This is a genomic window from Clostridium sp. YIM B02569 (assembly GCF_022320765.1).
In the GTDB taxonomy this organism is placed as follows: domain Bacteria; phylum Bacillota; class Clostridia; order Clostridiales; family Clostridiaceae; genus Clostridium; species Clostridium beijerinckii.
On sequence record NZ_JAKJJX010000031.1, the window covers coordinates 1 to 25,655 of the forward strand.

The following is a 25,655-nucleotide window of genomic DNA, read 5'->3' on the forward strand; positions in this document are numbered from 1 at the left end:
GTCCTGTTCAATACAGAATTCAATCCTTCATGATAGCTTAGTTAAATTTGTCTAACTTTTTGGGGTCAGATCAACTATTTTAATGCCTTCTTTTAATTGATTTTTTAAGGTGAAATTTTAGCTTTAAACTTGAAATTTCTTCTCAGCTTTGTCGTAATCTTTTAATAAATGATTCTTCCTTTTAAATATGAAGTAATATGGAACTTCATAAGCTAACATGAATATCCATCCTATGAGGCTTGCATAGGCCATACTTATCATCCCTACATGAGAAACTAATATAAAAACGAATATTACTCTAAAGGATATTTGGATAAGTGTAGAGATTAATGTAATTTTCATGTTTCCCATGCCTCTGAAGAAACCTTGAATACCATTTGTAAATGCAGGAAATAAATAAAAAAATGCCATAAGTCCTAAGTAACTCACACCTAAGTCAACCATGTTATTATCATTAGAAGAGACAAATAATTTCATTATGGGTGTCTTAAAAATTAATACAACCAAGCAGATTATTATCCAATAGCAAAACTCTATGAATAAGCCAACTCTAAATCCAGCTTTAATACGATTTTTATTATTTGCACCACGATTTTGAGCAACAAAAGTCATCATTCCATGAGATATACTTTGTTGTGGAGTGAAAGCAAAATCATCAACTCTGTTTACAGCATTAAATGCTGCTATTGTAGCTACCCCTAATGGATTGATAGCACCTTGAATTAACAATTTGCCGATTGGCTGACAAGATTGCTGCAAAGCTGTTATTGATCCATGCTGGAGAGTTTGTTTTAAAAGCGTTTTATCTAATTTTATATCCTTTTTAGATAGTCTTAACAATGGTACTTTTTTATATATGTAAATTATACAAAATAGAGCGGAGCAAGCTTCAGAGATAGTTGTGGCTAGTCCAGCTCCAAGTACTCCCATATTAAAGCCTCCTATAAAAATAAAGTCAAGACATCCATTTAAAATAGATGCTATAGCTAAAAATCTTATTGGTGTTTTTGAATCCCCAACACTTCTCATTGCTGCAGATACTGCATTATATAGATATGTAAAAGGCATTGCGGCAAATATTATTCTTAGATAGAGTGTTGCAGATTCGAGAATTTCATTTGGAACTCCAAGGAGGATTAATATATTCTTAGAGAGGATTAAGCCTAATATTACAATTATTAGAGAAAAAAAACATCCGAATATTAAAGTTGTCGAAATCTCTTTTTTTAATTCTTCATATTTCCCAGCTCCAAAAAATTCACTCATAAGAACTGATGCTCCAATACATATACCTGTTATTCCCAAAATTACAATATTCATTACAGGATTAGCCGTTCCAACAGCTGCCAAAGCATCTGTACCAGAAAATCTTCCTACTATGATCGAATCTACGGCATTATAAGTAAGTTGGAGCAGATTTCCGAGTATTAATGGAATAGAAAAGCTTATAAGATGCTTATGTATATTCCCTTTAGTCATATCTTTAGTCATAATTTTCACTTCCTTAATATTTCTTCATTAGGTTATTATACTAAAGGTTAGATTACGTCTTCAACAAACTAATTAGAGAAAAGGTTTCATTTTGAAATCATTTTAACTTTCTCCATAATGTACTATGACTAATTTTCAATCTTTTCTCAACTTTGACCTGATTCATTCCTTCTTCCTCCATTACATGCTTTATAATACGAGTTTCTATTTCTTTTAAGCTTCCATTTAAATTAATAGGGATTAGAGAAGCATTTTTGTGATTTTCAAATTCTACTTTTAAGGCTGTTTTTACTTCATCAACATTAATATAAGAGCCATTACATTTAAGTGCTAATTGGTTTACAACTCTCATAAATTGTCGTATATTTTCAGGCCAATCGTATTCAGATAGTAATTTTATACCACCTTCTTTTATACCTACAACCTGACTTGCACATCTTAAATCTAGTTTTGAAAGATACATACTTACCATATTGCTGATTTCATTACTGTAATTTTTTAAAGGATTTAATTCAATTCTAACTTCATCAATTATTGAACGGAGTTGTCTAAGTAAATTTCCATTGCTAACACAGAGTTCAACAGGGAATTCGCAAGATGCAATTATTTTAATATCATTAGTTCTAGATAATTTTTTTAAAATATTAGCAATCTTTTTTTGTCCTTCTGTATATAACGTATCAATATCCTCCAGAAATAATGTGCCTCCTTCGTTTTTAAATTTATTAATTATGATTTTATATAGAAAGTCGTAGTTGTAATATTCAGGAATAGAGTGACAGCTTATACATATTAAGCTTTTTCTTTTTTGAGGACCATAGTAAGTGCATAAATATCCGATATCATTTTTACACATTCCATCTTGGCCAGTAATAATTGTTGGAAGTGGTGTGTTACTTAGATATGATATTTGAGAAAGAATTGTTTGAGGAAATACTGTATGTACAAAGTTTGGTGATATTTCATCTGGATTTAATATTTTTATAAAATCATCAATATTACTTTTTTCTCTTTTTTCATAATATGTACATTCAACTGCTTCAGATTTTAAATCTTTATTATTAGAAAGAGCGTTGCATAAGCGTATAGCTTCATCAATAGCGCTTTTTACAGCTTCAATTCCACTTGTAATAAGTATACTATTAATTCCAAACTCTTGCGCTGTTTCATATACCATATTATCACCAATAACGAGTTCATAGTTTTCTTGTTTTAGTTCTTTAATTAAGTCTCGAATATCTTTATGTTCAAAATAACACTTTGATTCGATTGAATAACCTAAAAGTTCACTTAGCCGTTTAAATGATTTAAATATATTTGGATAAGATAAGAATATTTTTTTTCCTTTATATCCTTCAGATAATTTTAAAATTCTAAGTATATCAAAGGCATTAATATGAATTTCAACAATAGGAGTTTGAGTAATTTGCCTGCAAACTTCAGCAGTACCACCCCTTGTTATAATTACATCATATTTTTGGTTTATATTTACTTGTTTCAGAATTTTTGGTCCTTGTTCATAATTCCCTTGATATACATCAATTTGGAAATCCTTATATTCAGATGAAACTGACATTGCGATTTCTTTTAAGCCAAAGTAGGGCGCTAAAAAAAGTATTTTTGCTTTCATAATTTTATTTACTCCATTAATTAATTTATTATACTATTATATCAAATATATAAATCAATTAATTAATTAATTACATATAGTATCTATATTTAAAAGTATGGAGATCCAGACACTTAATTGCAACATATATATGGAGTAAATATGTATTCAATTTTCGCTGATATACATATAAGTCTGGCTCTCATTATAGAACCCTATAATATATTGACACCTAAAAAGGCAGTTATCTATAAAATAAAAGTTTGTGTTTATAATTGAAAGAAGCCAGTGTTTTTACAGCACTGGCTTCTTTCAATTACTTAGTAGTTTCTTTTAATATAAGAATATAAAATATTATATTATCTTACTGGACAAACTCCATTTGCGCACTCGTTATCAATTATTTCATGTTCGTCATCATCATCAAGTTCAGCTAATAATTCATAATCTATAGGTTTAACATTTTTTATACGTTCCTCATAATCTTCCTTTGTTGTAGATTCATAAGGTAAAAGAGGGTAAGTTTCGTCTGTTAGAGGAAGGAAAGTTATACCAACCACATAGTCAAAATTCTCATAGAGCCAATTGGCAACATCATCCCACTCATTTTCTCTTACATGTACGGTAATTGAAGTATTGTGATCAGTCCAATTTATCATTGATAATTTATAAAGTTCAAGTTGTTCTATAGCTCCAACATCATATTTTGTTTTTCCGTAAGGAGCTTTGATTGGAAATTCTATAACTTTTGTTGTGCAATTTTCATCACTTTGACCATTTTCATTATAAATTGGATAGCATTTTAGCTTCTCTATCATTTTATATAGAGGATCAGATGTAGAGATTCTAACTCTTCTAATATAATAATTAGAATGTGAATAATGTATTCCTGAACTTACACATGGAAGTGTGGATAGAGATCCTTCAGGCTTAATTGTGGTCATAAGCTCAGGAATGGAAATTCCAAGTTCTGAGCAGTATTTAATACCTTCGCATCTAACTACATCTCGTAAACGCTTTAGCAATAAACCTAAATTTTTATAAGTCATGTTTGTTCTATTTACCATATCCATCATTCCAGTTAATGATATTCCAACGATTCTATCATTTTGCATGATTTTATTCCAATCTGGAAGTTCTACGTCTACTAGGGTCATTCTAATAGCTACTCTAGTAGATAGTTTTATTATTTTTTCTAATTTATCAATATCCAGATTATTATCTTCATTTACGAATGAGGCTAAATTGTTAGTTGATAGGTTGCAGCATTGATGTGAATTAAGCAAAATTTCTCCACATGGGTTACAACCTTTAAATGTACGTTTTCTTCTCATAGCTTCACTTCCATTAATAAAACCAGGTTCACCATTTATTTTTATGGATTCTAAAATTTTCTTTATTTTATTAAGCGATGGTTTTTCTTTATATAAAACAGAATTATTACTCATTTTCCTATGAGATACTTCTGAATTTTCAATCCAATTTCCATTGACTATTGTATATAGTTTACTTTTTGCATTTATAACATCTTCATCATTTTCATCGCAAATTATCATCATTGCACTACGCCTAACTCCACCAGAAACTACATTTTCACTTATTATAGTAGCTATATCAAGCACATCTATGGACCTTAAGCTTCCATTAACAAGATTACTGCAAACCTTATTTATTTTTTCAAACATTCTTTTTAATGATTTATGACCAGATGCTCTGCCACCAAACCTTTTTAATCTTTCACCCTCAGGCCTTACATAACTGTAATCAAATGTAATTTTCTTAATATTAATATATTCAGGACTTGTAATCAAATTAAAGTAAGTTTCTAGGGCATTACACCAGCCTTCTTTGCTGTCACCAATTTTAATCTTAGCGACTGATGGATCTCCATCGTCTAAAATAAGTTTGGTGTTTTCCATATATTCTTTTGGCATGAACTTATGAATATCTTCATTATATTCGCTGTCTAGATATATTCTCCTTATATTAGGCATTTTTGATATTAGAGATTTATCGATTCTAACACCGACACCTGAGCCAATCATGAGAAGATAAAATATGTCTACAAAATCATGGAATTTTTCAACCATTGTAAATGCACAGTTATAATTTGAAAGTGGATATTCCTTTACTATATCAGTTCCACCCATATAAAGAGTTCTACCTGATGTAAAGGTCCTTAAATTGAATAAATTATCAAATAACAGTTCAGCTTCTTTTACTTCATCTTGTAAATTTATGCTTAATCCCTGTTTCTTTTTAAATTCTATGCCAAGTTCAATGTTATAATCTGTTGTTCTAAGAACTGTTTCAAACCAAGTTTCCCTTCGTTTTTTATTGTTTAAATATCTAGAATAAGTTCGTAAATAAACAAATTCACCGATATTGCTTAAAGGCGTATTCCTAATTTCTCTGTATTTGTTTAAAAATGATTCTGATAATAGTTCGCTCATATATATTCCTCCAGTTTTACTTAATAAGCTAATAATTTCTTTCTAATCCTTATATTCTTTTGAATTATAATATCTTCAAGTTTTATAATAACATTATTTTAAATCATTTTATGATAAAATACAATATGTTGTACTTATAAAAAAGTATCTATACAATATATAGAGTTGTCCTATCCGCTATAATGATTGACTTTGACGAGTAATATGAAAATTTAATTAAGTATATTTAAAGAAGGACTTATAAAATAAAAATATGATTTTATAAAGAGATTATATGAGTAATTGCATAAACGTGATATCAATCACAGTTTTATATAATAAATCGTGATACTGTAATTTAGTAATATAAAATTTTAAGCGGCTTTATCTATAGATCTAAATATAAGCTATATGCAGTTACTTACAGGTATAACTGTAGGTTTTTTATTGCGCTCAAAAGTTTCATAATATGAATTATTACTTTTAGCTAAGATTAGCACATAGACCGCTTGCGCAGAAAGGATAGATAAAAAACAATGACTAAAAATGAGCTTGAATCATTAAAATTAGAAGGTTTCATGCAGCAACAAGATAAAGAATATTTTTCACTTAGAATATTGACAGATGCAGGAAATTTAAGTTCTAATGAAATGGTTTGTCTAGCAGAAATATCTGAATTATATGGAAATGGATACATGGGATTTACAACACGGCAATGTGTTGAAATACCTTGGATTAGAGAAGATTTGATTCCAGAGGTTAAGAAAAGGATATTAAACGCAGGAATCAAGACAGGAGGCACTGGTACAAGGGTTGTAGCTGTAGCTGCTTGCAAAGGAGCACTTTGTAGGTTCGGATTATTAGATTCACAAGAAATAGCTAAAAATCTCGATAGAAAGTTTTTAGGAATAGATCTTCCAGGTAAATTTAAAATTGGAGTAGCAGCATGTCCTAATAATTGTGTAAAAGCTCCAATCAGTGATTTGGGTTTTTTAGCTCAAAATGAGCCAAAGGTTGAGGCAGATATGTGCAAAGGATGTAAGATTTGCGAACGTACTTGTAAAGTTGACGCGATATCAATGGTACATAAAAAAGCAGTAATAGATTATGATAAATGCATTTCTTGTGGGCAATGTATCAAAGCATGTCCTTTTAAATCTATGAAGTTAGATAATGAAGGAGTTGCAGTATATTTAGGTGGCAAGTTTGGAAGAAATTTAAGAATAGGGAATCGTCTTAAAAAACTTTACCAGCCTGATGAATTGGAAGCTGTTACAGAAATGGTTATTGATTATTATAAAAATAATGCTAGCAAAGGTGAAAGATTAGGAATGACAATAAGTAGATTAGGTTTTAATCATATAAAGAACGCATTAGATATATAGATGTCGCTATAGTTAATTCTCATTTACTACTATTTTAACAATTATGTTATTGAAACATAATCAAATGAATTGACAATGATAAATAAATAAAATAAAATGATATTAAATGATAATAAAGTATAGTGAATGAGAATGAATTACTATGGGGGAGATGTAATCATGAAAAAAGCAGTTTTTTTTGACATAGATGGAACTTTAATGGACTGTTTAAATGGAATAACAGATATTAGGCCTAGGGTAAAAAAAACAATTCGCTCACTTCAAGCAAATGGAGATTATGTATTTATTGCAACAGGCAGACCATATGCCTTTTTAAATGAATCTTTATATAACTTTGGATTTGATGGATTTGTTCTTACTAATGGAGCATATGTGAAAGTTAAGGAAAAATGTATATATAAAGAATGCCTTAAAGGGGATTCTATAAAAGAATTAGTGTATAATTTTGAGCAGCGTAATATTCAATACATTTTACAAGGAGAAACATATTCATACATTAAAGATGAATATAAAAAATTACATTCTTTCTATGATTCTTTTAGTATATCTAAAAAATATTTCCAATCTGAATATGATCTAGAAAAAGTAGAAACATACAAAATTGAGATGCTATATAATGATAAAAATGGAATGGATTATTGCTTGAATTTAGCGAATGAGGATTATGATTATATTCATAATGTCGAAGAAAAATCTTTTGAACTATATTCAAAATCGAATACAAAGGCAACTGGAATATTAAGAGTATTGGACTTTTTAGATATTCCAATAGAAAATAGCTATGCCTTTGGAGATGGTAAGAATGATATAGAAATGTTATCTACAGTAGGATGCGGAATTGCTATGGGTAATGCCGAGGATTACGTTAAGGAACACGCTAAGAAAGTAACTGATACAGTACAAAATGATGGAGTAGCTTTAGGAATAGAGCGATTTATCTACTAAAATAGACTTGCATTTTATTTATTAAAATGCAAGTCTATTTTAGTATTATTTATATTAATCTAAAAAATCATATGATTTATTTAATGCACTTAAAGAGTACTAAAATTAAAATTTTTCAAATATTATTTACTGCCTATATTACCAAGAAATATGCGAGAATACGGCATATATAACCTTTTCATATGCAATTATGAAAATTATATCTATATGTAACAAAAATTACTTTTGTGTTTGATACATTCTTATCCTATAATAGGGCAATACCATATCGGTGGGGAAAGTAACCTATATTATTATTAGGTCACAAATAAAACACAAGGAGTGGTAATTTGATTAAATTAAAAATAAATGTTATAAAAACTTGTATATTTCTAGGAGTATGTTTGTTAGGATTTGAAACAAACTTTTTAGATCCGCAAACTAAAAATATTCAAATAAATAGAATTGTTACAGGTAGCTATAAAGAAGATTCTAATTTCCAAAAAGAAAGTGCCGATATTGAGAAATATGCAGAATCAGTAAAGAAATCAGATGAAGGTTCATCTGATTCAGTAAATGCATCATCGGTAAAAGAGCAAAAGCAAATAGGTAAACCTATTAAAGCAGAATTAACTGCATATAGTGATGATCCTAGATGTTCGGGAAAATGGAAGTCACAAACAGCAATGCAGACAACAACAAGAATAGGTGTTATTGCGGCCCCATCTAATATACCGCTTGGAAGCAAGATGTATATTCCGGAGTTGGAAAGTTATAAGCCTGATGGCATGTTTGATGTTGAAGATAGAGGTGGAGCAATTAAGGTAAAAAAAGATGGCACTTATGTAATAGATGTTTGGGTCCCGTCATATGAAGAGGCTAAACAATTTGGCAGAAAAACTACTACTATATATCTATTAGAATAAGAATAAGTATAAATTTAAAATTACTTTAATATCGGTGATTTTATTTACACAAATATCCTAAGGGAAGTTACATCTTTCAATTTAAATATTTATAAAATTATATGTAATATTGTTAATATTCAATTGGATGAAACCCTTAGGAATTTTTATAAAAAATTGTAATAATGATTTCATAATTATGACAGTAAGTTTATTAGGAATAAATTTAGTGCCTTTTTCTTGTTTTAAAAAATCAATTGAACATTAATTTTTTCAAAAATTCTATCGATGTATTATACTTCATGTAGTTGCATAAGTTATTTAAAGAAAAATTATTTTGGAGGATTATTTTGTCATCTAGTAAGATTAGAGAAATGTCAATTTTTGAACATCGCTTTTGGCTACAAATATTAGGCGATCATTCATGATTTATTTTAAATGCATTGTCTCCAGAAGAAACTTGTTTTATAGATGAAGCAACTCAATTTATTAAGTTATTTGATTATCTTCTAGAAAAAGCTCGTCGACCAATTTCGTTAGAGAATATTCATGATTTAAACTACAAGGCATATTCTGCAGTGATGAAGATAAGTGAATTTGGTATGTATTAATTTAATTAAGATATAGGTGGAATGTTCGCTTATATCTTTTTGTTTTATAATAAATTTTGTATATTATAAAGATATGTTAATGGAAGCATAATGTAATATTTAATAGTACATAGTATACTAATAATATAATCAGAATAAGACTAACTTTCTCAAATTATTTAATATTATAAATAAATGTAATATTGTTGTATTAACTTTAATGATTTAAAACGAAAATTCTGCTAAATTATGTAGAAAAATAATGAATAAGACCTCGTTAAATGGTATAATTGAATATATGTGTATAAAAATCTAATATCAGATTATTGAGGTGAATTATGAAAACCTATAATGTTAAATATAGGGACTTTAAAACTTTACAATTATACGTAAATAGCAATGACATAATGAAATATAATAATATATTAGTACAAGTGTTTTCTGGGATATGCAATAAAGAGTTTATAAATGAAGTAATAAGAAATTTAAAATTATTAATTCCTCAATGCAAAATAGTTGGGGCTACGTCGTCAGGTGAAATACTAAATGGAGATATATTTGAACGAGAGTGCATAATCTCCATAAGTGTTTTTGAGAAAACCATAATTAAATCCATTTTAGTTAAGGATAATATATGTGATTTTAGTAAAGGTGTGAAAATAGCTAGTCTTCTAATTAGTACGGATACGAAGGTAATAATATCTTTTGGCGATTCAAGCATTATGGGCGAGGAGCTTTTAAATGGGATAAATTCTGTAAATGATCATGTTCTGGTAGCTGGTGGAATTGCTGGAAAGAGCGATCCAGCGTATGAAACATATGTTTTTACAGAAGAGGGAGTAGAAAAAAATGCAGTAGCTGCAGTTGCTTTAAAAGGTGAATTTTTAAATGTAAATAACGGAAGTAGTTTTAATTGCATACCTATAGGGAAAGAACACGAGATAACATTGGTAGAAGATAACATAGTAAAAAAGATAGGAACTATATCAGTAAAAGAATTTTATAACAAGTATTTAGGTACTAACAATAATGATCAAATTCTACGTATGGGAAATAAGTTCCCATTAATGGTAAAAAGAAATAACAGATATTTTAGTACTCACATATTAAAATTTATAAATGCAGAAGAAGCACTTATATCTACAAAGCTGGATATTGGTGAGAAAATAAGGATTGGTTTTGGTGACTTAAGAGAAATTTTGCAAAGTACAAAGGAAATGTATAGTGAGATTACAAGGTGCCCATGTGAGAGTTTATTAATATATTCATGTGATTCAAGAAAAAATATATTTAAGAAAGTAAATGCAAAGGAAATAATACCGTTTAAAGATTTATCTGTAGGTGGTTTTTATACTTTTGGTGAATTTAACAATGTCAATGATAAAAATATGTTTTACACAGAAACGATGACTGTATTAGCACTTTCAGAAGATGTCAATGCAAGAATTAAAATTATATCAGAAATTGACGATGAATATTCTTATTTCAATGAGGAGGATTCAGCATTATATAATCTTATAAAGAATACTGGGGAAGAATTAAATCAATTAAATATAAAATTAGAGGAAAAAATAAAAGAAAAAACAGATGAGTTAGAAAAACAATATTATACGGATAAGTTGACGGGGTTAGAAAATAGAAATAAACTAATTAATGATTTGTGTATAGAAAAATACACTAAACTCACAATTGTTGATATAAGGTCTTTTAATGATATAAATGATTTTTATGGAAATACAATAGGAGATAAGGTGTTGAAAGATATTTCTAAGTTAATTAGCTGGTATTGTAAGGAGAATAAATTAAATTCATATAGAGTAAATTCAGATATATTTGCTATAGCAAGTAGTGATATATCAAAAGAAGATTTTATTGCAAGAATACAATTTTTACAAAATGAAATAAACAATCAATGTTTTGTTTACGAAGAAGGTAAAATTTTCTTGACAATTGTAATGGGAGTTGCATTAGAAGAAGAATTATTATTCGAGAAAGCAGAAATGGCTTTAAATTATGCAAAGAAAAATAAAGAATTATTTCAAATATATAGAGAAGATCTTAACATATATGAGGGAATCAAGGAAAATATAATATGGACTAAAAAAATTAAAGATGCTATAGCTGAAAATAGAATAGTTCCATTTTTTCAACCAATAGTTAATAATAATTTAAAAACAATCGAGAAATGCGAAGCTTTAATTCGTATGATTGATGAAAATGGAAAAGTTATATCTCCATATTTTTTCTTGGATATAGCAAAAAAAGCTGGATTATATAAAGAACTAACGATAATAATGTTAGAAAAAACTTTTGAAGTTTTAAATAAAACTAATTATGAAATATCTATAAATCTTCTTCTTCAGGATATAATGAACAGCGAAATTAGAGCCCTAATCATAAAAAAATTAAAGAAGGTACGAAACCCTGAGAAGATTGTATTTGAAATAGTTGAATCAGAAGGTATAGAAAATTTTAATGAAGTTACTGAATTCATAAAAGAAATAAAAAAATATGGATCTAAAATTGCGATTGATGATTTTGGAACTGGTTATTCAAATTTCAATTATCTTATGAAATTAAATGTGGATTATATAAAGATTGATGGTTCGATTATTAAAAATGTTCATAAAGATAAGTCAGCAGAAATTGTTACAAAAACTATAGTATTATTTGCAAAAGAGCTAGGAATAGAGACTATTGCGGAATTTGTGTCTGAGGAGGAAATATACAATAAGATAAAAGCTTTAAATGTAGATTACTCTCAGGGATATTATTTTTCAGAACCAAAAGAAAATATAGGGTGATTTTTAGGCGCCCTATATTTAAGAATGATTGACTTAATAATAATTAATAATACTTTTTGTAGTTGGGGAAATAATGTTTAATGAACTTATTTGGTTGTTAAACATTATTTGCCTTTTTTAACTTAGAAAAATAATATATTAAACATGTAATAAAGGCACATGTAATCTTTATCATAAGATCGGTTGCAGTATCTTCAAGACTTCCATTTGTCATGTCGGTTTTAAAAAAATAATCTGCTAAGAACTCATATATTTCCCATATGGTGCCTATTGCAATTGTAAAACAAAAAGCAAATACTAAGGTGAATTTAGAAAATTTTTTCTTGGTTGCATTTTTAGTTTTTTCTATAATTCCTTGTAAAAGATGTACTCCAATTATAACCCCATATGCACCAAATGTACCATGAAGAAATAAATCCCACCACCAGAACATACTATAGAACTTTAGAGTTTCTCCTAGATATAAAGTAGCAAATATAAATATTATTGATGCTGATAAAAAACTAGATGGAAGGGTTATTTTGTTAGAGTTAGCAACTTTAAGAACAATAAAAGGAATAAATATGCTTATAGCATCCCAGAGTAAAAAAAGTATATAACTCCACGGATTTGATGAGGCGGTCTTAATAGCTGTAATAATAATTAATATTTCAAATAATATTGCTAATATTACGCCAATTTTACTGCTTTTGTTAATCATTAAAATCAACCCCTTTCTAATGTATATACTTATAAATATTTATAGGGATTCTAAATCTAATGATATCTTTTCCTTTTGTATATAAAAATATGTACGTCTAAAAATAGGCTTGTCCTAGAGTAAAGTATTTTTTATGCTAATTTACTCTAGGATAATGACTTTCTATAATTAATTCTTATGAATTACAGGAAGATTTATTTTTTTCATATAACAAATCATTCTAATTAAAAAAATAACGATTAATGATATATGCTGAGATACATGAGTTCCTAAAAGCGGATATAGAAACCACAGTAAAAGTGAACCAAGAATACATGCAATGCAGTAAACATCAGTTTTGAAAATTTCAGGCTTTCTATTAGTAATTATATCTCTAAGTACGCCTCCACCAACTCCAGTAATGCTTGTAGCAAATAGAAATAGCATTAAATTATAGTCACTTTCAAGAGCTTTAATTCCAGAAGAGACAGAAAAAGCTGAGAGTCCTATTGCATCTATTGTCACAAACATATTATTATATTTTAGTTTTCCGCGAAGTATAACAGGAATTGTTGCACCTAAAATAATAAAAGGAATAGTTGTATAGTTTTCAAAAAATAATGGAATTCCAACATTCGTTACAATATCACGAAGAACTCCTCCTCCCATAGCTGTGACGGTAGCGAGAATATATATACCGAATAAGTCGAATTTTTCCTCGATTGCAACATGAGCCCCAGATGCTGCAAATGCAAATATGCCTAGATACTCCAATATATTAATATCATTCATAAATCAAACACCTCTTTCAATTAAATTTTATGCATAAAAATAGACGAATTGCATAAACAATTCGCCCCTGTTATTTTACCTGAAAGATTCTCTTTTAATAGTTAACTAAAAGATTGCTTCTTGGGTGTCATAAGACTTTACAGAGTTTCGTCAGAATTCGGTCCTTTTGCCTGAGAGTTTGTTGCGATTTCACCTTCGGCTCTACATTGCTTGTAGCATCTCCCAAATTCGTCACACGATTACTATAATTAATCAGAAATATTATAAATTAGTTTTAATAGCATCTCAAACTAATTTATTCAATTCATCTTCGTGTAAAGTCTCTTTTTCTAATAATTCTATAGCAATCTTATCAAGAGAAGCCCTATTTTTACTTAAAAGTTTCAGTGTTTCATTGTATAGATCGTTAACAATATTTTTACATTCTTCAATAACAGGATTTCCATAACTACTATATAAAGGACCTACACTTGATAGATTTATAAGCCCTAAGGTTTCTCCCATACCATACTCAGTAACCATCTTTAAAGCAATATCAGTAGTTTGAGATATATCTCCATGCGCTCCAGTAGAAATTTTATCTTTACCAAAAATTATTTCTTCTGCAGCTCTACCACCTAGTGAAACTTTAATTTTATTTTTCAAATAATCTATTCTGTGGTAATTGGTATCTTCAGGAATAGATAATGTATAACCTCCAGCACCTTTTGTTGTCGGTATAATTGTTATCTTAGAAACTTTATCCTGTGGAAGTAATAGCATATTAACTAATCCATGCCCTGCCTCATGATACGCAGTAAGAAGTTTATCTTCTTCTTTAAGATAACTTCGCTCTTTTTTTTCGTGGCCAGCTAAAGTTATAGAATATGCGTTTTCTATATGGTCATAAGTTATATAATCACTGTTGTCTTTGGCTGCTAATATAGCACTTTCATTAACTAAACTTTCTAGCTTTGCACCAGAAAAATATACTGTTTTTTTAGCAATATCTTTAATATCAATATTTTCATGTGGTTTGTTCTTTAAATGAAGAGATAAGATCTTTTCTCTTGCATTAACATCTGGCAATGCAACTTCTATATGTCTATCAAACCTTCCTGGTCTAAGAAGAGCTTTGTCCAACATATCAAGTCTATTTGTAGCTGCAATTACTACAATTCCTTCTTCTTGTCCAAATCCAGACATTTCAGTTAAAAGCGCATTTAATGTTTGATCTTTTTCATCGTTACTAGAACCATTTTTTCCATTACCTCTTGCTTTACCTATAGCATCGATCTCGTCAATAAATATTACAGCTTTTCCTTGAGATTTTGCTTTCTTAAATAAATTTCTTACTCTTGCAGCACCAACTCCAACATATACTTGAACAAAATCAGAACCACTGAGCGCATAAAATGGAACTCCAGCTTCACCTGCAACTGCTTTTGCAAGTAATGTCTTACCTGTACCTGGATCACCGTAAAGAATAACACCCTTTGGCATTCTAGCACCATACTTTTGATACTTTTCTGGGTTCTTAAGAAAATCTACAACATCCATTAAACTTTCTTTAGCTTCTTCATTTCCGGCTACAGCATCAAAGTTTAGGGCAGCTTTCTTATCTTTGCTAAAATCTTGCATTTCCATTGATGTTACAGAAGAAACTCCACCTTTTGATTTATATACAAGCATCGCAACTATTGCAAAAAGTGATAATCCTAAAATTCCAGAAGGGATAGTTTTTGAAATAGGGGGAGTGGTCTCGTCCTTAACTTCTATTCCATTTAGTAATAGCTTTTCTTTTAAAGTATCAGTATGCGGATTATCTGTAGAGTATTTATCACCGTTATTTAGTATTACAGTCATTTTAGGAGAAGTATCAACTATTACGGTTGATATTTTATTAGAATTAAGATCTTCAGTAAAATAAGAATAACCTTTATTAACTACCTTTGAATTTATTGATGTTACTACCATTACTATAAGAGACAGGATAGCTGTTATTATAGGAATAATAATATAGTATTTTTTTATCTTATTCATTAAGTACCTCCAATTCCAATTTCTTAAAAGATGACTTAAGGCATACATACTTATCACTTATTTTGTATCCCTGATATTGATTATACAGGTTTAAAATCAGAAGTCTAATTTCTTTCATTGATTTTACCAATGTAATTTTTGGAGAAATACTCAATTAACTTTTTTTCTGAATGCAAAAAATTTCATTAATATAAATGTGATTGGAACACCTATTATTGCCGCTAATAAATAAGCAATAATTTTATTTAAACCCATCAAATTAAAAACTATTATTACAACTATATTTTGAATAATAAAATTTGGAATGTATGATATTGCAAATTTTACAAATTTATTCAATTGCAGTTTTTCTTTAAAAGTTATAAGACTGTTCAATAAATAGGATATAATTAAACCTGAAATATAGCCAACTATAAATGCTATATTTTCATTTAAAAAGCTTGAATATATATAAGAAAAAACAGTTCCGTTAAATGTATTTATAACCCCTATTATTAAAAAAGTAACAAATTCTTTTGTATAGAAAGTATTTTTGAATTTTTGAACTATATTATCCATAAGTTTCCTCCTGTAAATTTTCTCATCTATGCTAATTAATTTAGTAAAGATGAGAAATCTTATTTTTTATTTAATTTCATTATGTATTTTCTGAATATATTTTAGTATTATTCAAATGAATAAGAGTTGAAGCTTACTATAAACCATATTGATGAAACCATGAACTTATAATTAACATAAGTCCAATGGAACAATCCCCTTAAAAATAAGCCAGTATCTATAAACTTGTATTAATGATTATAAAGAGCGTTTGTCAATAGGTTTATAATTATAATGATTATGCTTTATATCAACGCAAAGATACTCTATCAGTCTTATAGAAATTAAAGTTGTTTATTACCATTTTAAGAAACGAATTACTCTGGCTGAAGTGTCTTATTCAGCAATCAATATTACTTCAACTATAATATTGTTAAACAAATATATCAATAAAATTGATATATTTATTGTAAATCTATATTAATATGCAGTAGCGTTAACCTAAACATAGATTACTAAAATACTTATGTATATTTTAACTATATACATTATTTCTGAATAAACGCTGAACAGATTTCAAGAACTAGCTTTATTTAAAAGTTCATTCCAATAGTAATATTTCTACGTTATATTACATCGTAGAGTCTTAGAGTCTACAAAAATTTTAAGTATATATTATAAAGTATATTGGTTATTCATATAATTAAATAGATTTGGCAAATGATTATGAAATATCATTGTATTGCAAAATATTATTCATGTAATTTTTAGTAAACTATATTAAATACAATGGTCTTTTTATTTAAATTTGAATATAAAAATATACAAGTGAGGTATATATATGATAAGACCAAGGCCTTTAAAGAAAGGTGATAGAATAGGATTAATTGCAGCCTCAAGTCCAACAAAACCAGATAGAATAAAACCCTCAATTAAAGCTATGGAAGAGCTGGGGTTTGAAGTTGTTTTAGGGAAAAGTTGCAAGTGTTATCATGGATATTTATCTGGAAGTGATGAAATAAGAGCAAATGATATTAATAAAATGTTTGATGATAAGACTATAAAAGGTATTTTTGCAATAAGGGGCGGATATGGAGCAGGAAGACTTTTGAGCATGCTGGATTACAATATGATAAAAAGAAATCCGAAGGTTTTTGCAGGATATAGTGATGTTACAGCTCTTCATACTGTATTTAATGAAAAATGTAAATTTATAACTTTTCATACTCCAATGATATCAACCGAATTTTATAAAGGTGTAGATGATTATACAATGGATTATTTTATAAAAAATATATTTAGTGATAAGCCATTAGGAATACTAAAAAATCCAGATGGACAAGAAATAAAAACTTTAGTAAATGGAAAAGCAATAGGGAAATTGGTTGGGGGAAATCTTTCTTTAGTTGCATCATCTATGGGAACTCCATATGAACTTGATACAAAAGGAAAGATACTGTTCTTAGAAGAGGTAGATGAATATCCATATAAAATAGATCGGATGTTACTTCAATTAAAACAGTGTGGAAAATTTAAAGATGCTGCAGGCATTATTTTAGGTTCATGGACTGGTTGTGATCCAATAGAGGGGGATAACAGTTTAACATTAATGGAGATATTTGAAGAATTGATAAAGCCAGAAAATACTCCAACAATTTATAATTTGGCTTGCGGACATTGTGCTCCTACTATAAGTATTCCATTAGGAGCAAGAGTAAAGATAAATGGAGAAAGAAGCGAAATAGTTATTCTTTAATTTATTATCAAACATTATACATTGGAGTGATTTGATGAAAAATGCAATAGTTAATAATACTATAGGAATGTTAAAACGTGAGCCAAAAAATAATTCAGAAAGCGTAGATGAAGTGCTATTTGGAATGAATGTTGAAATACTCAAGGAGGAATTTAATAATTGGTTTTATGTAAGAACTCGCTACAATTACGAAGGATATATTAATGGTGTTTATTTAATAATAAATGATAAATTATCGAAAAAATGGGAAATGGAAAAAAATTCAATGGTTATTAATTCTTTTGCAGATATTCTTAATAAACCGCAAGCATCCGGGGTTTCAATTGCAACTCTGACAAGAGGAGCTAATTTAATTTCAACTTCTGAATGCAGCAAAGATAATAAGTTTACAAAAGTTATATTACCTAATCTTAGTATGGGCTGGATAAGAAGTAGTTTCATATCCAGTTTGAAGAGCGGTTATGATATAAATGATGAAGAAGATCTTAGGAATAATTTAGTATCATCGGCTGTATCCTATATCGGAACACAGTATAGGTGGGGCGGGAAAACTCCTCTTGGAATTGATTGTTCGGGCCTCTGCTCTATGGCATATATGTTGAATGGAATTCTAATTTATAGAGATGCAAAGATTAAAGAGGGTTTTCCTATTAAAGAAATAACATTTAAGCAAATAAAAAAAGGAGATCTAATATTTTTTCCAGGTCATGTTGCTATGTACTTAGGCGATGGCAAATATATACATTCATCAACAAGTAATGATGTAGTAAAAATAAATAGTTTTAATAAAAATTCAAATGACTATAATGAAAATCTAGATAGAAGTTTAAAACGATTTGGAAGTATATTTTAAAACTCATTTCATAAATTATGTAATATGGATGGTATAATGGATTAGCAATGTAAAGAGCTGTTAACAGAGGATGGGTAAATCCTTATGATTCGCCACTTAAACAATTAGCAAATTCTTATAGTGAATCAAAGCATATAATTAGCGAGATCAAAGAATAGTAAAAAGATTTCAAGAAAGGTGCCTATTTGTAATATTAAGGCGCCTTTTTTAAGTACTTAAATAAATATTAATTTTTAAATAAAATGATCATTGAAATATTTGAAATAGTTAGTACTTTAATCAATAATTTTGAAATATATCTATTTATAGAAAATCAAATAATTATAAATTTTAAGCAATTTTTCTAAATATACTTATATATTTGATTTATAGAATCATAAGTAATAGAATAGCAATATAAATTGCTAAATATATACAATTGATTATTTAATCTAAAATATTATTTATGCTAAATTGTATGCAAATTAATTTCGCATTGCTGTATAAGAAAAAAGCAACTTAAATATATTAAAAATATGAGTAAATATACCAATTTCGTATTGATTATTATAGACAATAATGATATTCTTAATTATATGATAAATAATTTCATTTAGGAGGTGTCATTATTATGAGTATTTGCAGTTTAAATCCGGGGGAGAAAGGAATAATTTCATCTATTAAAGGAGATTCAAAATTAGTTAAGAGATTATTTGCGTTAGGATGCATCGAAGGAACTGAGGTTGAACTTAGGAGAACAGCGCCACTTGGTGATCCAATTATTATAAACTTTAGAGGTTTTGATTTAGCTATTAGAAAAAAGGATGCTAAGAATATACTATTAAAAAAATTATAATAATTTGGGCTTAAATATTTTAATTATTAGCAAAATAGGGGAGACTTAAATAAATGATAAACGTAGCTTTACTTGGTAATCCTAATGTAGGAAAAACTACATTATATAATTTACTCACTGGCTCTAATCAGTATGTTGGTAATTGGCCAGGTGTAACTGTAGACAAGAAAGAAGGTTTTCTTTTTGAGAATATTAAGATTGTTGACTTGCCTGGAATATATGCTATGGACACTTTCTCGAATGAAGAAAAAGTGTCCAAGCAATTTTTAGAAGAAGGTGATGTTGATTTAATATTAAATATTGTAGATGCATCTAATCTAAATAGAAATTTATATCTTACAACTCAACTTAAACAATTTAATAAACCTATAATATTAGCTTTGAATATGATTGATGTTTGTGAAAATAAAGGAATTGTTATTGATTATAATAAGTTGTCTAAAGAACTAGATGTTGAAGTAATTCCAATTATTGCAGGAAAAGATATAGGAGTAGATAAAGTTAAGGAAAGACTTAAAGAAGGAAACTTTGCTAAACCATTGAATCATAGAAAGTTTGATTTTTCATCTGAAAAAGAAGCGTACAAATTTATAGAAAATGTATTAGAATCGTGTGTGACAATAAAAGAAAATATGCAAGAAAGTGTTACTGAGAAACTTGATAAGTTTGTTCTACATCCAGTTCTAGCATACCCTATTTTTCTTTTACTTATGGCTTTAATGTTTCAGTTGACATTTTCTTGGGTTGGGCAACCGATTTCGGATTTCTTAGATGACCTTTTAAATAATAATATTATACCGACTGCTCACCAACTATTATCCAATTCTTCTGATTGGTTTAGTTCTCTAATTGTAGATGGTATTATTTCAGGTGTTGGAGGAATTATAGTGTTGCTTCCAATAATATTAGTATTATTTATATGTATAACTATTTTGGAAGATAGCGGCTATATGGCTAGAGTCGCATTTATGATGGATAAATTGATGAGAAAGATGGGGCTTTCGGGCAAAGCTTTTATTCCTATGATAATAGGTTTTGGATGTACGGTTCCAGCAATTATGACTGCTAGAACTTTAGAAAGTGAGAAAGATAGAAAACTTACAGCATTGCTAGTGCCATTTATGTCATGTAATGCTAGACTTCCAGTTTATACTGTATTTGCGGCTGTATTCTTTGAATCTCATAGAGGATTAGTGGTATCTTCTCTATATTTACTTGGAGTCCTTGTAGCATTTTTGCTTGGTATCTTATTCAAAAATACATATTTCAAAAAAGATGAAGAACCTTTTATAATTGAAATTCCTGAGTATAAGATGCCTAAAATATCATCTATATATAAACAAACATTAGATAAAGCTAGCGGTTTTTTAAAAAAAGCTGCAACTATTATCTTTGCAATGAGCGTAGTAGTATGGTTTTTATCGAACTTTAATCTTCATGGTATGGTGAATCAAGTTGATGATAGTATATTAGCATCAATAGGTAATGTTCTCGCACCAGTTTTTAAACCTTTAGGTTTTGGTAATTGGCAATCTGCAGTATCATTACTTTCAGGACTACTAGCTAAAGAATCAGTTTTAGCTTCTATGCAAGTAATTTTTGCAGGGGATTTATCGGTAATTTTACCAATTCATTTCACTAATATTTCTGCATATGCATTTTTGGTTTTTATACTACTATATACTCCATGTATATCAACAATTGGTACGATGCAAAAAGAATATGGAAGTAAATTAACTTTGTTTTCAATTTTCTTTCAGTTGACTGTCGCATGGATTGCTTCTTTCTTAGTATTTAATTTGGGTGGTTTTCTTTATAACCTTGTGCATTTATTTTTAAAAATGAATAGTTTGTTTTTTTAATAATTGTTAAGAATATGATTAAGTATCATTCTCAAGACTTAAATCATATTTTTATAATAGCAGGTAGGTGAAGCTTAAATGATAGAAATATTAATCACGATTATAATAATTTCTTTTGCTGGATTTATACTCTTTAAATCTTTTAAGAATTCTTCAAAAGGAAAATGCAACTGTGGATGTAAAGGCTGTAAATCTGAGAAAATCTGTTCAGACAAAAGTAATACAGGTATAAAAATTGCTCAAACAAATAAGCCTAATAATCAATAATAGGAAAATATTAAATATATAAACTTGTCCACTAAAAGCATGGCGTTTTAGTGGATTTTTCTTTATATTATAAAATGATTTATAGTATAATAACAAAATGAAGAAATTTAAACCTAAGATAAAATGAGAAACCGAAAGTAGGAATTAAAAAATGAATTACAAAACACATATAAATGGTGGAATACTAGTAGGACTATATGCGAATTGCCAATTGGCAAATATGCCACTTATGTCTACAGCAGTATTCCTTGGAGGAGCTTTTGTTGGGAGTATATTTCCGGATATAGATCATAGAAATAGTTTTATTGGAAAGAAAACTAAAGGTGTATCAAAAGCGATAAATAAATTAGCTGGCCACAGAAAGTTATTTCATGCGCCACTTGTATATCTGTTTTTATATTCGATTGTCATTGGTATGTTTACAGATAAGCTTATGTTAATAGGAATAAAAGGGATATTCTTAGGAATATTTTCGCATTTAGTTCTAGATAGCCTAACGATTGGAGGATTGCCATGGTTTTACCCGTTTAGTAAAAAGAGGTTTTCTATTTGTATGATAAAGACAAATAGTAAAATTGAGGATATATTATGTGGAATGCTTATATGTATTAATATAGTAATGCTACTTGACATGCTTCACATAACTTCAATATTTACATTCACTCATAGATAAAATATAAAAATATCCTAAAGATTTACTAATCAATCTTTAGGATATTTTTATAAGGTACATTATGTTTGAAAAAAGAAATAGCATGTTTTAAGCACTTAATAGCATATAATATAATTTTACTTCATAAAATTTAATTCGGATTTATCACTATTTTTAATTTCTCTTATAGCCAAGCTACAATAGATTAATGTAATAATGGAGAATATAAGGAAAAATTCTGGCATTATTATTCCAGCAACATGTATTAAGGCTTCAAGTAAAAGTGGTAAACTCATCGCATAAAAACTTAAAGTACAAGCTCTAGAGTATTTTAGTTTTACTCCCATAAATGAACCTATAGAAACAGCAAATGGACCAAATATTAAGAATCCTAAAATCAAATTAGTAATAAAGGAATTAATAGGATTAACAACAAAAAAAACTATTGGCGTAAGTATTTTAATTATGGAAAGATAGTATCCTGAATTTTCGTTATTAATATTTATACTTGAAAAATCAGAAAAGTTGATAGTTCCAACTGTTCTATAATCTTTTCTAAGATATATGTTATTAGAATCAAGAAACACAGCATCTTTGTAGGAATTTAGAATGCTTTTATCAGTTTTACCTTTAGTATCAATAATAAAAGTATAATAATTTGATTGATCAGTACTTACGCTGAGCGTTGAGTCATCAATACTAAAAGTTGAGGAACCATTTTCAAGGTTGTCCTGAATACTTATGGCATCAGAGTCAAGTGAATTTACTGTATTTATGTTTCCAATAAAACTTGATATTAAATAAAATAGAAAATCACCTTCATGTTTATTGTAAATAGTTTTATCTGAATCAACAGATAATACGCCATCATTAAATTCAAAATTTGGTGCATTATTTGAAAGATCATTTTGTACTACCGATATTTCGCTAGCAATCATATTTATTTCCTTAACATTAGTTATTACTGAAAATAGTAATGTAACAAGAAAAATATATAATATTGACTTTCTAAGCCCTTGTGCTAAGAATTCGCTGTATGCTTCAAAATTAAAGAAACTATAAGCGAATTTATCTTTAAATCCCATTATTTTTTTCAAAAAAAGACCTCCTAAAAGAAAAGTTAGATAAATTTAACTGATTCTTGATAATTATAACACATTGGATAAAAATACAATAGAAAGTTTGCATAATTAAATGAAATATGTTATCATTACCAATATCAAAAAAATTTATGAAAAATTAAATACGGACAGTTCATTAAGACCATCCTGTCATTAAAAAAAACTAGGCATTTTAATTTTGAATTATTTTAATTTAAGATTAATTTTGTTGCGCTAGTTTTAGATGTTACAAAATTAATCTTTTTTATATTTAAATGGAAAGTTAATTTATGGATAAGCCTTATAAAACTGATTTCGAAAATTTTATAGAAATTATGTGAGGAGAAAAATATGTTTAAAATAAAAAGTGAAGTACAATTTGATATGGCGCATTATTTAAGTGGGTATGAAGGAAAATGTTCTAACATTCATGGCCATAGATATAAATTAATTGCAAAACTAAAATCTGAAAAGTTACATCAAGATGGTCAGCTTAGGGGAATGGTAGATGATTTCGGAAATTTTAAAAACATATTAAAAGAGATTGCAGAAACTTTTGACCATAAATTAATTATTGAAAATAATGAAGATGGGAAAGCTTTGGTTAAGAATTTGGAAGAACTACAAAATAATTTCAACATTTATTTAGTTGACTATAGACCTACAGCAGAAGAAATGTCTAGAGATATTTTTAATAGATTAAAAGCTAAAGGATTGTCAGTGTGTGAAGTAGAATTATTTGAAACTCCTAATAATAGCTGCATTTATACAGAGGACTAATGGAGGGGAATTATGTTTAATATAATTGAAAAATTTTTATCAATAGATGGGGAAGGTCCTACTTCTGGTGAACTTGCAACATTTATAAGGTTTCAAGGTTGCAACTTAAGATGTTCTTGGTGCGACACGACTTATTCATGGGATAAAGAAAGTACTGTAGAAGTTCTAACAGCAGAAGAAATTTACAAGTATATAAAAGAAAATAAAGTTACTAATGTTACTTTAACAGGTGGAGAGCCACTTATTCAAAAAAATATACATGAATTACTAGGACTTTTGAACTCAGATGATAACTTAAAAGTTCATATAGAAACAAATGGTGCTGTTAACATAGGAACTTTTAAAAATAAATTTATAAATAATAATATCAGCTATATTGTAGACTTTAAACTTCCTAGCAGTAATATGATGGATAGAATGGATTTCGATAATTTAAGTATTGTAGAATCCAATGATGTTTATAAATTTGTGATAGGAAGTAAGGAAGATTTACAAATAGCATACGAAATAATATGTAGGCACAATTTAACATCAAAATGCTTTGTTTATTTGAGTCCAGTTTCGGGAAATATAGAAATGCAAGAAATTGTAGAATTTATGAAAGATAAAAATTTGAATAAAGTAAGATTGCAAGTACAATTACATAAAATTATCTGGGATAAAAATGCACGCGGAGTTTAATAATTGAGTGGTTATTATATATAATATAGACTAGCTTATAGTAAATTTTATTTTTACAAAAGGTTTAGAAATACAAGGAGGCTTAAGTTATGCCAAAGAGGATAGATACAAAAAAGATAGAGGAATGTATAAGAGAAATTATTGTTGCTTTAGGAGATGATCCTAATAGGGAAGGATTACTAGATACACCTAAAAGGGTATCAAAAATGTATGAAGAAGTTTTTCAAGGAATGACACTTTCAAACAGAGAAATAGCAGAAGCGTTTGGAACCACATTTGAGAATGAAGATTATGATTCAGAAACTCATAATAATATGGTTGTGGTTAAGGATATACCAATTCATAGTTATTGTGAACATCACTTAGCGCTTATGTATAATATGAAGGTTACAGTAGTATATATACCAAAAGATAAGATAATTGGTCTTAGTAAAATTTCAAGAATTGCAGATATGGTTGGGAGAAGACTTCAACTTCAAGAACGTATTGGAACAGATATAGCAGAAATAGTTTCTATGGTTACAAAAAGTAGTGATGTTGGTGTACTTATAACTGGAGAGCATGGATGTATGACTTCAAGAGGAATAAAAAAACCTGGAACATTGACTACAACAACTACTTTTACAGGAAAATTTCAAACCAATGATTTACTAAGACAAGAAGCTTTACTAATTATGAAATAAGTAACGAACGAAGAAG

The 25,655-nt window shown here is 28.2% G+C and carries 22 protein-coding genes and 1 riboswitch; of the genes, 14 read left to right on the plus strand and 8 right to left on the minus strand.

Annotated features, from left to right (window positions below):
- Positions 1 to 123 precede the first annotated feature (123 nt).
- The 3 genes from L3B96_RS22750 to nrdJ all read right to left on the minus strand — a co-directional run bounded on the left by L3B96_RS22750 (position 124) and on the right by nrdJ (position 5,553).
- The gene (locus L3B96_RS22750) at positions 124 to 1,491 is read right to left on the minus strand and encodes an MATE family efflux transporter (RefSeq protein WP_275297333.1); all 1,368 of its coding nucleotides are present in this window, start codon (positions 1,489 to 1,491) and stop codon (positions 124 to 126) included.
- Positions 1,492 to 1,588: 97 nt separating this feature from the next.
- The gene (locus L3B96_RS22755) at positions 1,589 to 3,121 is read right to left on the minus strand and encodes a sigma-54-dependent transcriptional regulator (protein WP_238948655.1); all 1,533 of its coding nucleotides are present in this window, start codon (positions 3,119 to 3,121) and stop codon (positions 1,589 to 1,591) included.
- 338 nt (positions 3,122 to 3,459) lie between these two features.
- Positions 3,460 to 5,553, minus strand: coding sequence for a ribonucleoside-triphosphate reductase, adenosylcobalamin-dependent (nrdJ, locus tag L3B96_RS22760; protein WP_238948656.1), 2,094 nt, complete (start codon positions 5,551 to 5,553; stop codon positions 3,460 to 3,462).
- A gap of 515 nt (positions 5,554 to 6,068) precedes the next feature.
- On the opposite strand from nrdJ, the gene L3B96_RS22765 reads away from it, so the two are divergent.
- From L3B96_RS22765 to L3B96_RS22785, 5 genes are all read left to right on the plus strand, one after another.
- Positions 6,069 to 6,917, plus strand: coding sequence for a 4Fe-4S binding protein (locus L3B96_RS22765; RefSeq protein WP_238948657.1), 849 nt, complete (start codon positions 6,069 to 6,071; stop codon positions 6,915 to 6,917).
- Positions 6,918 to 7,076: 159 nt separating this feature from the next.
- Positions 7,077 to 7,862, plus strand: a complete 786-nt coding sequence (locus L3B96_RS22770; protein ID WP_238948658.1) for an HAD family hydrolase — start codon at positions 7,077 to 7,079, stop codon at positions 7,860 to 7,862.
- Between the two features lie 329 nt (positions 7,863 to 8,191).
- Positions 8,192 to 8,767: a 3D domain-containing protein gene (locus tag L3B96_RS22775; RefSeq protein WP_236898120.1), complete on the plus strand. Its 576-nt coding sequence runs from the start codon at positions 8,192 to 8,194 to the stop codon at positions 8,765 to 8,767.
- Between the two features lie 410 nt (positions 8,768 to 9,177).
- Positions 9,178 to 9,357 (plus strand): DUF2935 domain-containing protein, encoded by a 180-nt coding sequence (locus tag L3B96_RS22780; RefSeq protein WP_343073107.1) that lies wholly within the window; start codon positions 9,178 to 9,180, stop codon positions 9,355 to 9,357.
- 317 nt (positions 9,358 to 9,674) lie between these two features.
- Positions 9,675 to 12,140 (plus strand): sensor domain-containing phosphodiesterase, encoded by a 2,466-nt coding sequence (locus L3B96_RS22785; protein ID WP_238948660.1) that lies wholly within the window; start codon positions 9,675 to 9,677, stop codon positions 12,138 to 12,140.
- Between the two features lie 97 nt (positions 12,141 to 12,237).
- Here L3B96_RS22785 and L3B96_RS22790 read toward each other — a convergent pair whose 3' ends face one another.
- From L3B96_RS22790 to L3B96_RS22805, 4 genes are all read right to left on the minus strand, one after another.
- The gene (locus L3B96_RS22790; RefSeq protein WP_238901177.1) at positions 12,238 to 12,840 is read right to left on the minus strand and encodes a hypothetical protein; all 603 of its coding nucleotides are present in this window, start codon (positions 12,838 to 12,840) and stop codon (positions 12,238 to 12,240) included.
- Between the two features lie 168 nt (positions 12,841 to 13,008).
- Positions 13,009 to 13,611: a trimeric intracellular cation channel family protein gene (locus tag L3B96_RS22795; RefSeq protein ID WP_012058740.1), complete on the minus strand. Its 603-nt coding sequence runs from the start codon at positions 13,609 to 13,611 to the stop codon at positions 13,009 to 13,011.
- Positions 13,612 to 13,759: 148 nt separating this feature from the next.
- Positions 13,760 to 13,846: riboswitch (glycine riboswitch) on the minus strand.
- 50 nt (positions 13,847 to 13,896) lie between these two features.
- On the minus strand, positions 13,897 to 15,633 hold the full coding sequence (locus L3B96_RS22800) for an FtsH/Yme1/Tma family ATP-dependent metallopeptidase (RefSeq protein ID WP_236898110.1): 1,737 nt from the start codon (positions 15,631 to 15,633) through the stop codon (positions 13,897 to 13,899).
- A gap of 150 nt (positions 15,634 to 15,783) precedes the next feature.
- Complete coding sequence (locus L3B96_RS22805) at positions 15,784 to 16,191, minus strand: GtrA family protein (RefSeq protein ID WP_238948661.1); 408 nt, start codon at positions 16,189 to 16,191, stop codon at positions 15,784 to 15,786.
- An 820-nt stretch (positions 16,192 to 17,011) separates the two neighbouring features.
- Between L3B96_RS22805 and L3B96_RS22810 the strand changes: the two genes are divergently transcribed.
- The 6 genes from L3B96_RS22810 to L3B96_RS22835 all read left to right on the plus strand — a co-directional run bounded on the left by L3B96_RS22810 (position 17,012) and on the right by L3B96_RS22835 (position 22,416).
- Positions 17,012 to 17,926: an LD-carboxypeptidase gene (locus tag L3B96_RS22810; RefSeq protein WP_238948662.1), complete on the plus strand. Its 915-nt coding sequence runs from the start codon at positions 17,012 to 17,014 to the stop codon at positions 17,924 to 17,926.
- 34 nt (positions 17,927 to 17,960) lie between these two features.
- Complete coding sequence (locus L3B96_RS22815) at positions 17,961 to 18,779, plus strand: SH3 domain-containing C40 family peptidase (RefSeq protein ID WP_238948663.1); 819 nt, start codon at positions 17,961 to 17,963, stop codon at positions 18,777 to 18,779.
- 610 nt (positions 18,780 to 19,389) lie between these two features.
- Positions 19,390 to 19,614: a ferrous iron transport protein A gene (locus L3B96_RS22820; protein ID WP_017211634.1), complete on the plus strand. Its 225-nt coding sequence runs from the start codon at positions 19,390 to 19,392 to the stop codon at positions 19,612 to 19,614.
- A gap of 53 nt (positions 19,615 to 19,667) precedes the next feature.
- Positions 19,668 to 21,476 carry a ferrous iron transport protein B gene (gene feoB / locus L3B96_RS22825; protein WP_238948664.1) on the plus strand — a complete coding sequence of 603 codons (1,809 nt, stop codon included), beginning with the start codon at positions 19,668 to 19,670 and terminating at the stop codon, positions 21,474 to 21,476.
- Positions 21,477 to 21,554: 78 nt separating this feature from the next.
- Positions 21,555 to 21,743 carry a FeoB-associated Cys-rich membrane protein gene (locus tag L3B96_RS22830; protein WP_238901172.1) on the plus strand — a complete coding sequence of 63 codons (189 nt, stop codon included), beginning with the start codon at positions 21,555 to 21,557 and terminating at the stop codon, positions 21,741 to 21,743.
- Between the two features lie 151 nt (positions 21,744 to 21,894).
- Complete coding sequence (locus tag L3B96_RS22835; protein ID WP_238901171.1) at positions 21,895 to 22,416, plus strand: metal-dependent hydrolase; 522 nt, start codon at positions 21,895 to 21,897, stop codon at positions 22,414 to 22,416.
- Between the two features lie 116 nt (positions 22,417 to 22,532).
- Here the strand turns inward: L3B96_RS22835 and L3B96_RS22840 are convergent, their stop codons facing one another.
- The gene (locus L3B96_RS22840) at positions 22,533 to 23,492 is read right to left on the minus strand and encodes a DUF1189 domain-containing protein (protein WP_238948665.1); all 960 of its coding nucleotides are present in this window, start codon (positions 23,490 to 23,492) and stop codon (positions 22,533 to 22,535) included.
- A 354-nt stretch (positions 23,493 to 23,846) separates the two neighbouring features.
- Between L3B96_RS22840 and L3B96_RS22845 the strand changes: the two genes are divergently transcribed.
- The 3 genes from L3B96_RS22845 to folE all read left to right on the plus strand — a co-directional run bounded on the left by L3B96_RS22845 (position 23,847) and on the right by folE (position 25,639).
- Complete coding sequence (locus L3B96_RS22845) at positions 23,847 to 24,275, plus strand: 6-carboxytetrahydropterin synthase (RefSeq protein ID WP_012058749.1); 429 nt, start codon at positions 23,847 to 23,849, stop codon at positions 24,273 to 24,275.
- Positions 24,276 to 24,287: 12 nt separating this feature from the next.
- The gene (gene queE / locus L3B96_RS22850; RefSeq protein WP_236898095.1) at positions 24,288 to 24,956 is read left to right on the plus strand and encodes a putative 7-carboxy-7-deazaguanine synthase QueE; all 669 of its coding nucleotides are present in this window, start codon (positions 24,288 to 24,290) and stop codon (positions 24,954 to 24,956) included.
- Between the two features lie 89 nt (positions 24,957 to 25,045).
- Positions 25,046 to 25,639 (plus strand): GTP cyclohydrolase I FolE, encoded by a 594-nt coding sequence (gene folE / locus L3B96_RS22855; RefSeq protein WP_236898093.1) that lies wholly within the window; start codon positions 25,046 to 25,048, stop codon positions 25,637 to 25,639.
- Positions 25,640 to 25,655 lie beyond the last annotated feature (16 nt).

What these genes read in the sequence shown, in the direction of transcription:
- L3B96_RS22750 (WP_275297333.1), bottom strand. Translation starts at nt 1,491, where the DNA reads ATGACTAAAGATATGACTAAAGGGAATATACATAAGCATCTTATAAGC.
- L3B96_RS22755 (WP_238948655.1), bottom strand. Translation starts at nt 3,121, where the DNA reads ATGAAAGCAAAAATACTTTTTTTAGCGCCCTACTTTGGCTTAAAAGAA.
- nrdJ (WP_238948656.1), bottom strand. Translation starts at nt 5,553, where the DNA reads ATGAGCGAACTATTATCAGAATCATTTTTAAACAAATACAGAGAAATT.
- L3B96_RS22765 (WP_238948657.1), top strand. Translation starts at nt 6,069, where the DNA reads ATGACTAAAAATGAGCTTGAATCATTAAAATTAGAAGGTTTCATGCAG.
- L3B96_RS22770 (WP_238948658.1), top strand. Translation starts at nt 7,077, where the DNA reads ATGAAAAAAGCAGTTTTTTTTGACATAGATGGAACTTTAATGGACTGT.
- L3B96_RS22785 (WP_238948660.1), top strand. Translation starts at nt 9,675, where the DNA reads ATGAAAACCTATAATGTTAAATATAGGGACTTTAAAACTTTACAATTA.
- L3B96_RS22790 (WP_238901177.1), bottom strand. Translation starts at nt 12,840, where the DNA reads ATGATTAACAAAAGCAGTAAAATTGGCGTAATATTAGCAATATTATTT.
- L3B96_RS22795 (WP_012058740.1), bottom strand. Translation starts at nt 13,611, where the DNA reads ATGAATGATATTAATATATTGGAGTATCTAGGCATATTTGCATTTGCA.
- L3B96_RS22800 (WP_236898110.1), bottom strand. Translation starts at nt 15,633, where the DNA reads ATGAATAAGATAAAAAAATACTATATTATTATTCCTATAATAACAGCT.
- L3B96_RS22805 (WP_238948661.1), bottom strand. Translation starts at nt 16,191, where the DNA reads ATGGATAATATAGTTCAAAAATTCAAAAATACTTTCTATACAAAAGAA.
- L3B96_RS22810 (WP_238948662.1), top strand. Translation starts at nt 17,012, where the DNA reads ATGATAAGACCAAGGCCTTTAAAGAAAGGTGATAGAATAGGATTAATT.
- L3B96_RS22815 (WP_238948663.1), top strand. Translation starts at nt 17,961, where the DNA reads ATGAAAAATGCAATAGTTAATAATACTATAGGAATGTTAAAACGTGAG.
- L3B96_RS22820 (WP_017211634.1), top strand. Translation starts at nt 19,390, where the DNA reads ATGAGTATTTGCAGTTTAAATCCGGGGGAGAAAGGAATAATTTCATCT.
- feoB (WP_238948664.1), top strand. Translation starts at nt 19,668, where the DNA reads ATGATAAACGTAGCTTTACTTGGTAATCCTAATGTAGGAAAAACTACA.
- L3B96_RS22830 (WP_238901172.1), top strand. Translation starts at nt 21,555, where the DNA reads ATGATAGAAATATTAATCACGATTATAATAATTTCTTTTGCTGGATTT.
- L3B96_RS22835 (WP_238901171.1), top strand. Translation starts at nt 21,895, where the DNA reads ATGAATTACAAAACACATATAAATGGTGGAATACTAGTAGGACTATAT.
- L3B96_RS22845 (WP_012058749.1), top strand. Translation starts at nt 23,847, where the DNA reads ATGTTTAAAATAAAAAGTGAAGTACAATTTGATATGGCGCATTATTTA.
- queE (WP_236898095.1), top strand. Translation starts at nt 24,288, where the DNA reads ATGTTTAATATAATTGAAAAATTTTTATCAATAGATGGGGAAGGTCCT.
- folE (WP_236898093.1), top strand. Translation starts at nt 25,046, where the DNA reads ATGCCAAAGAGGATAGATACAAAAAAGATAGAGGAATGTATAAGAGAA.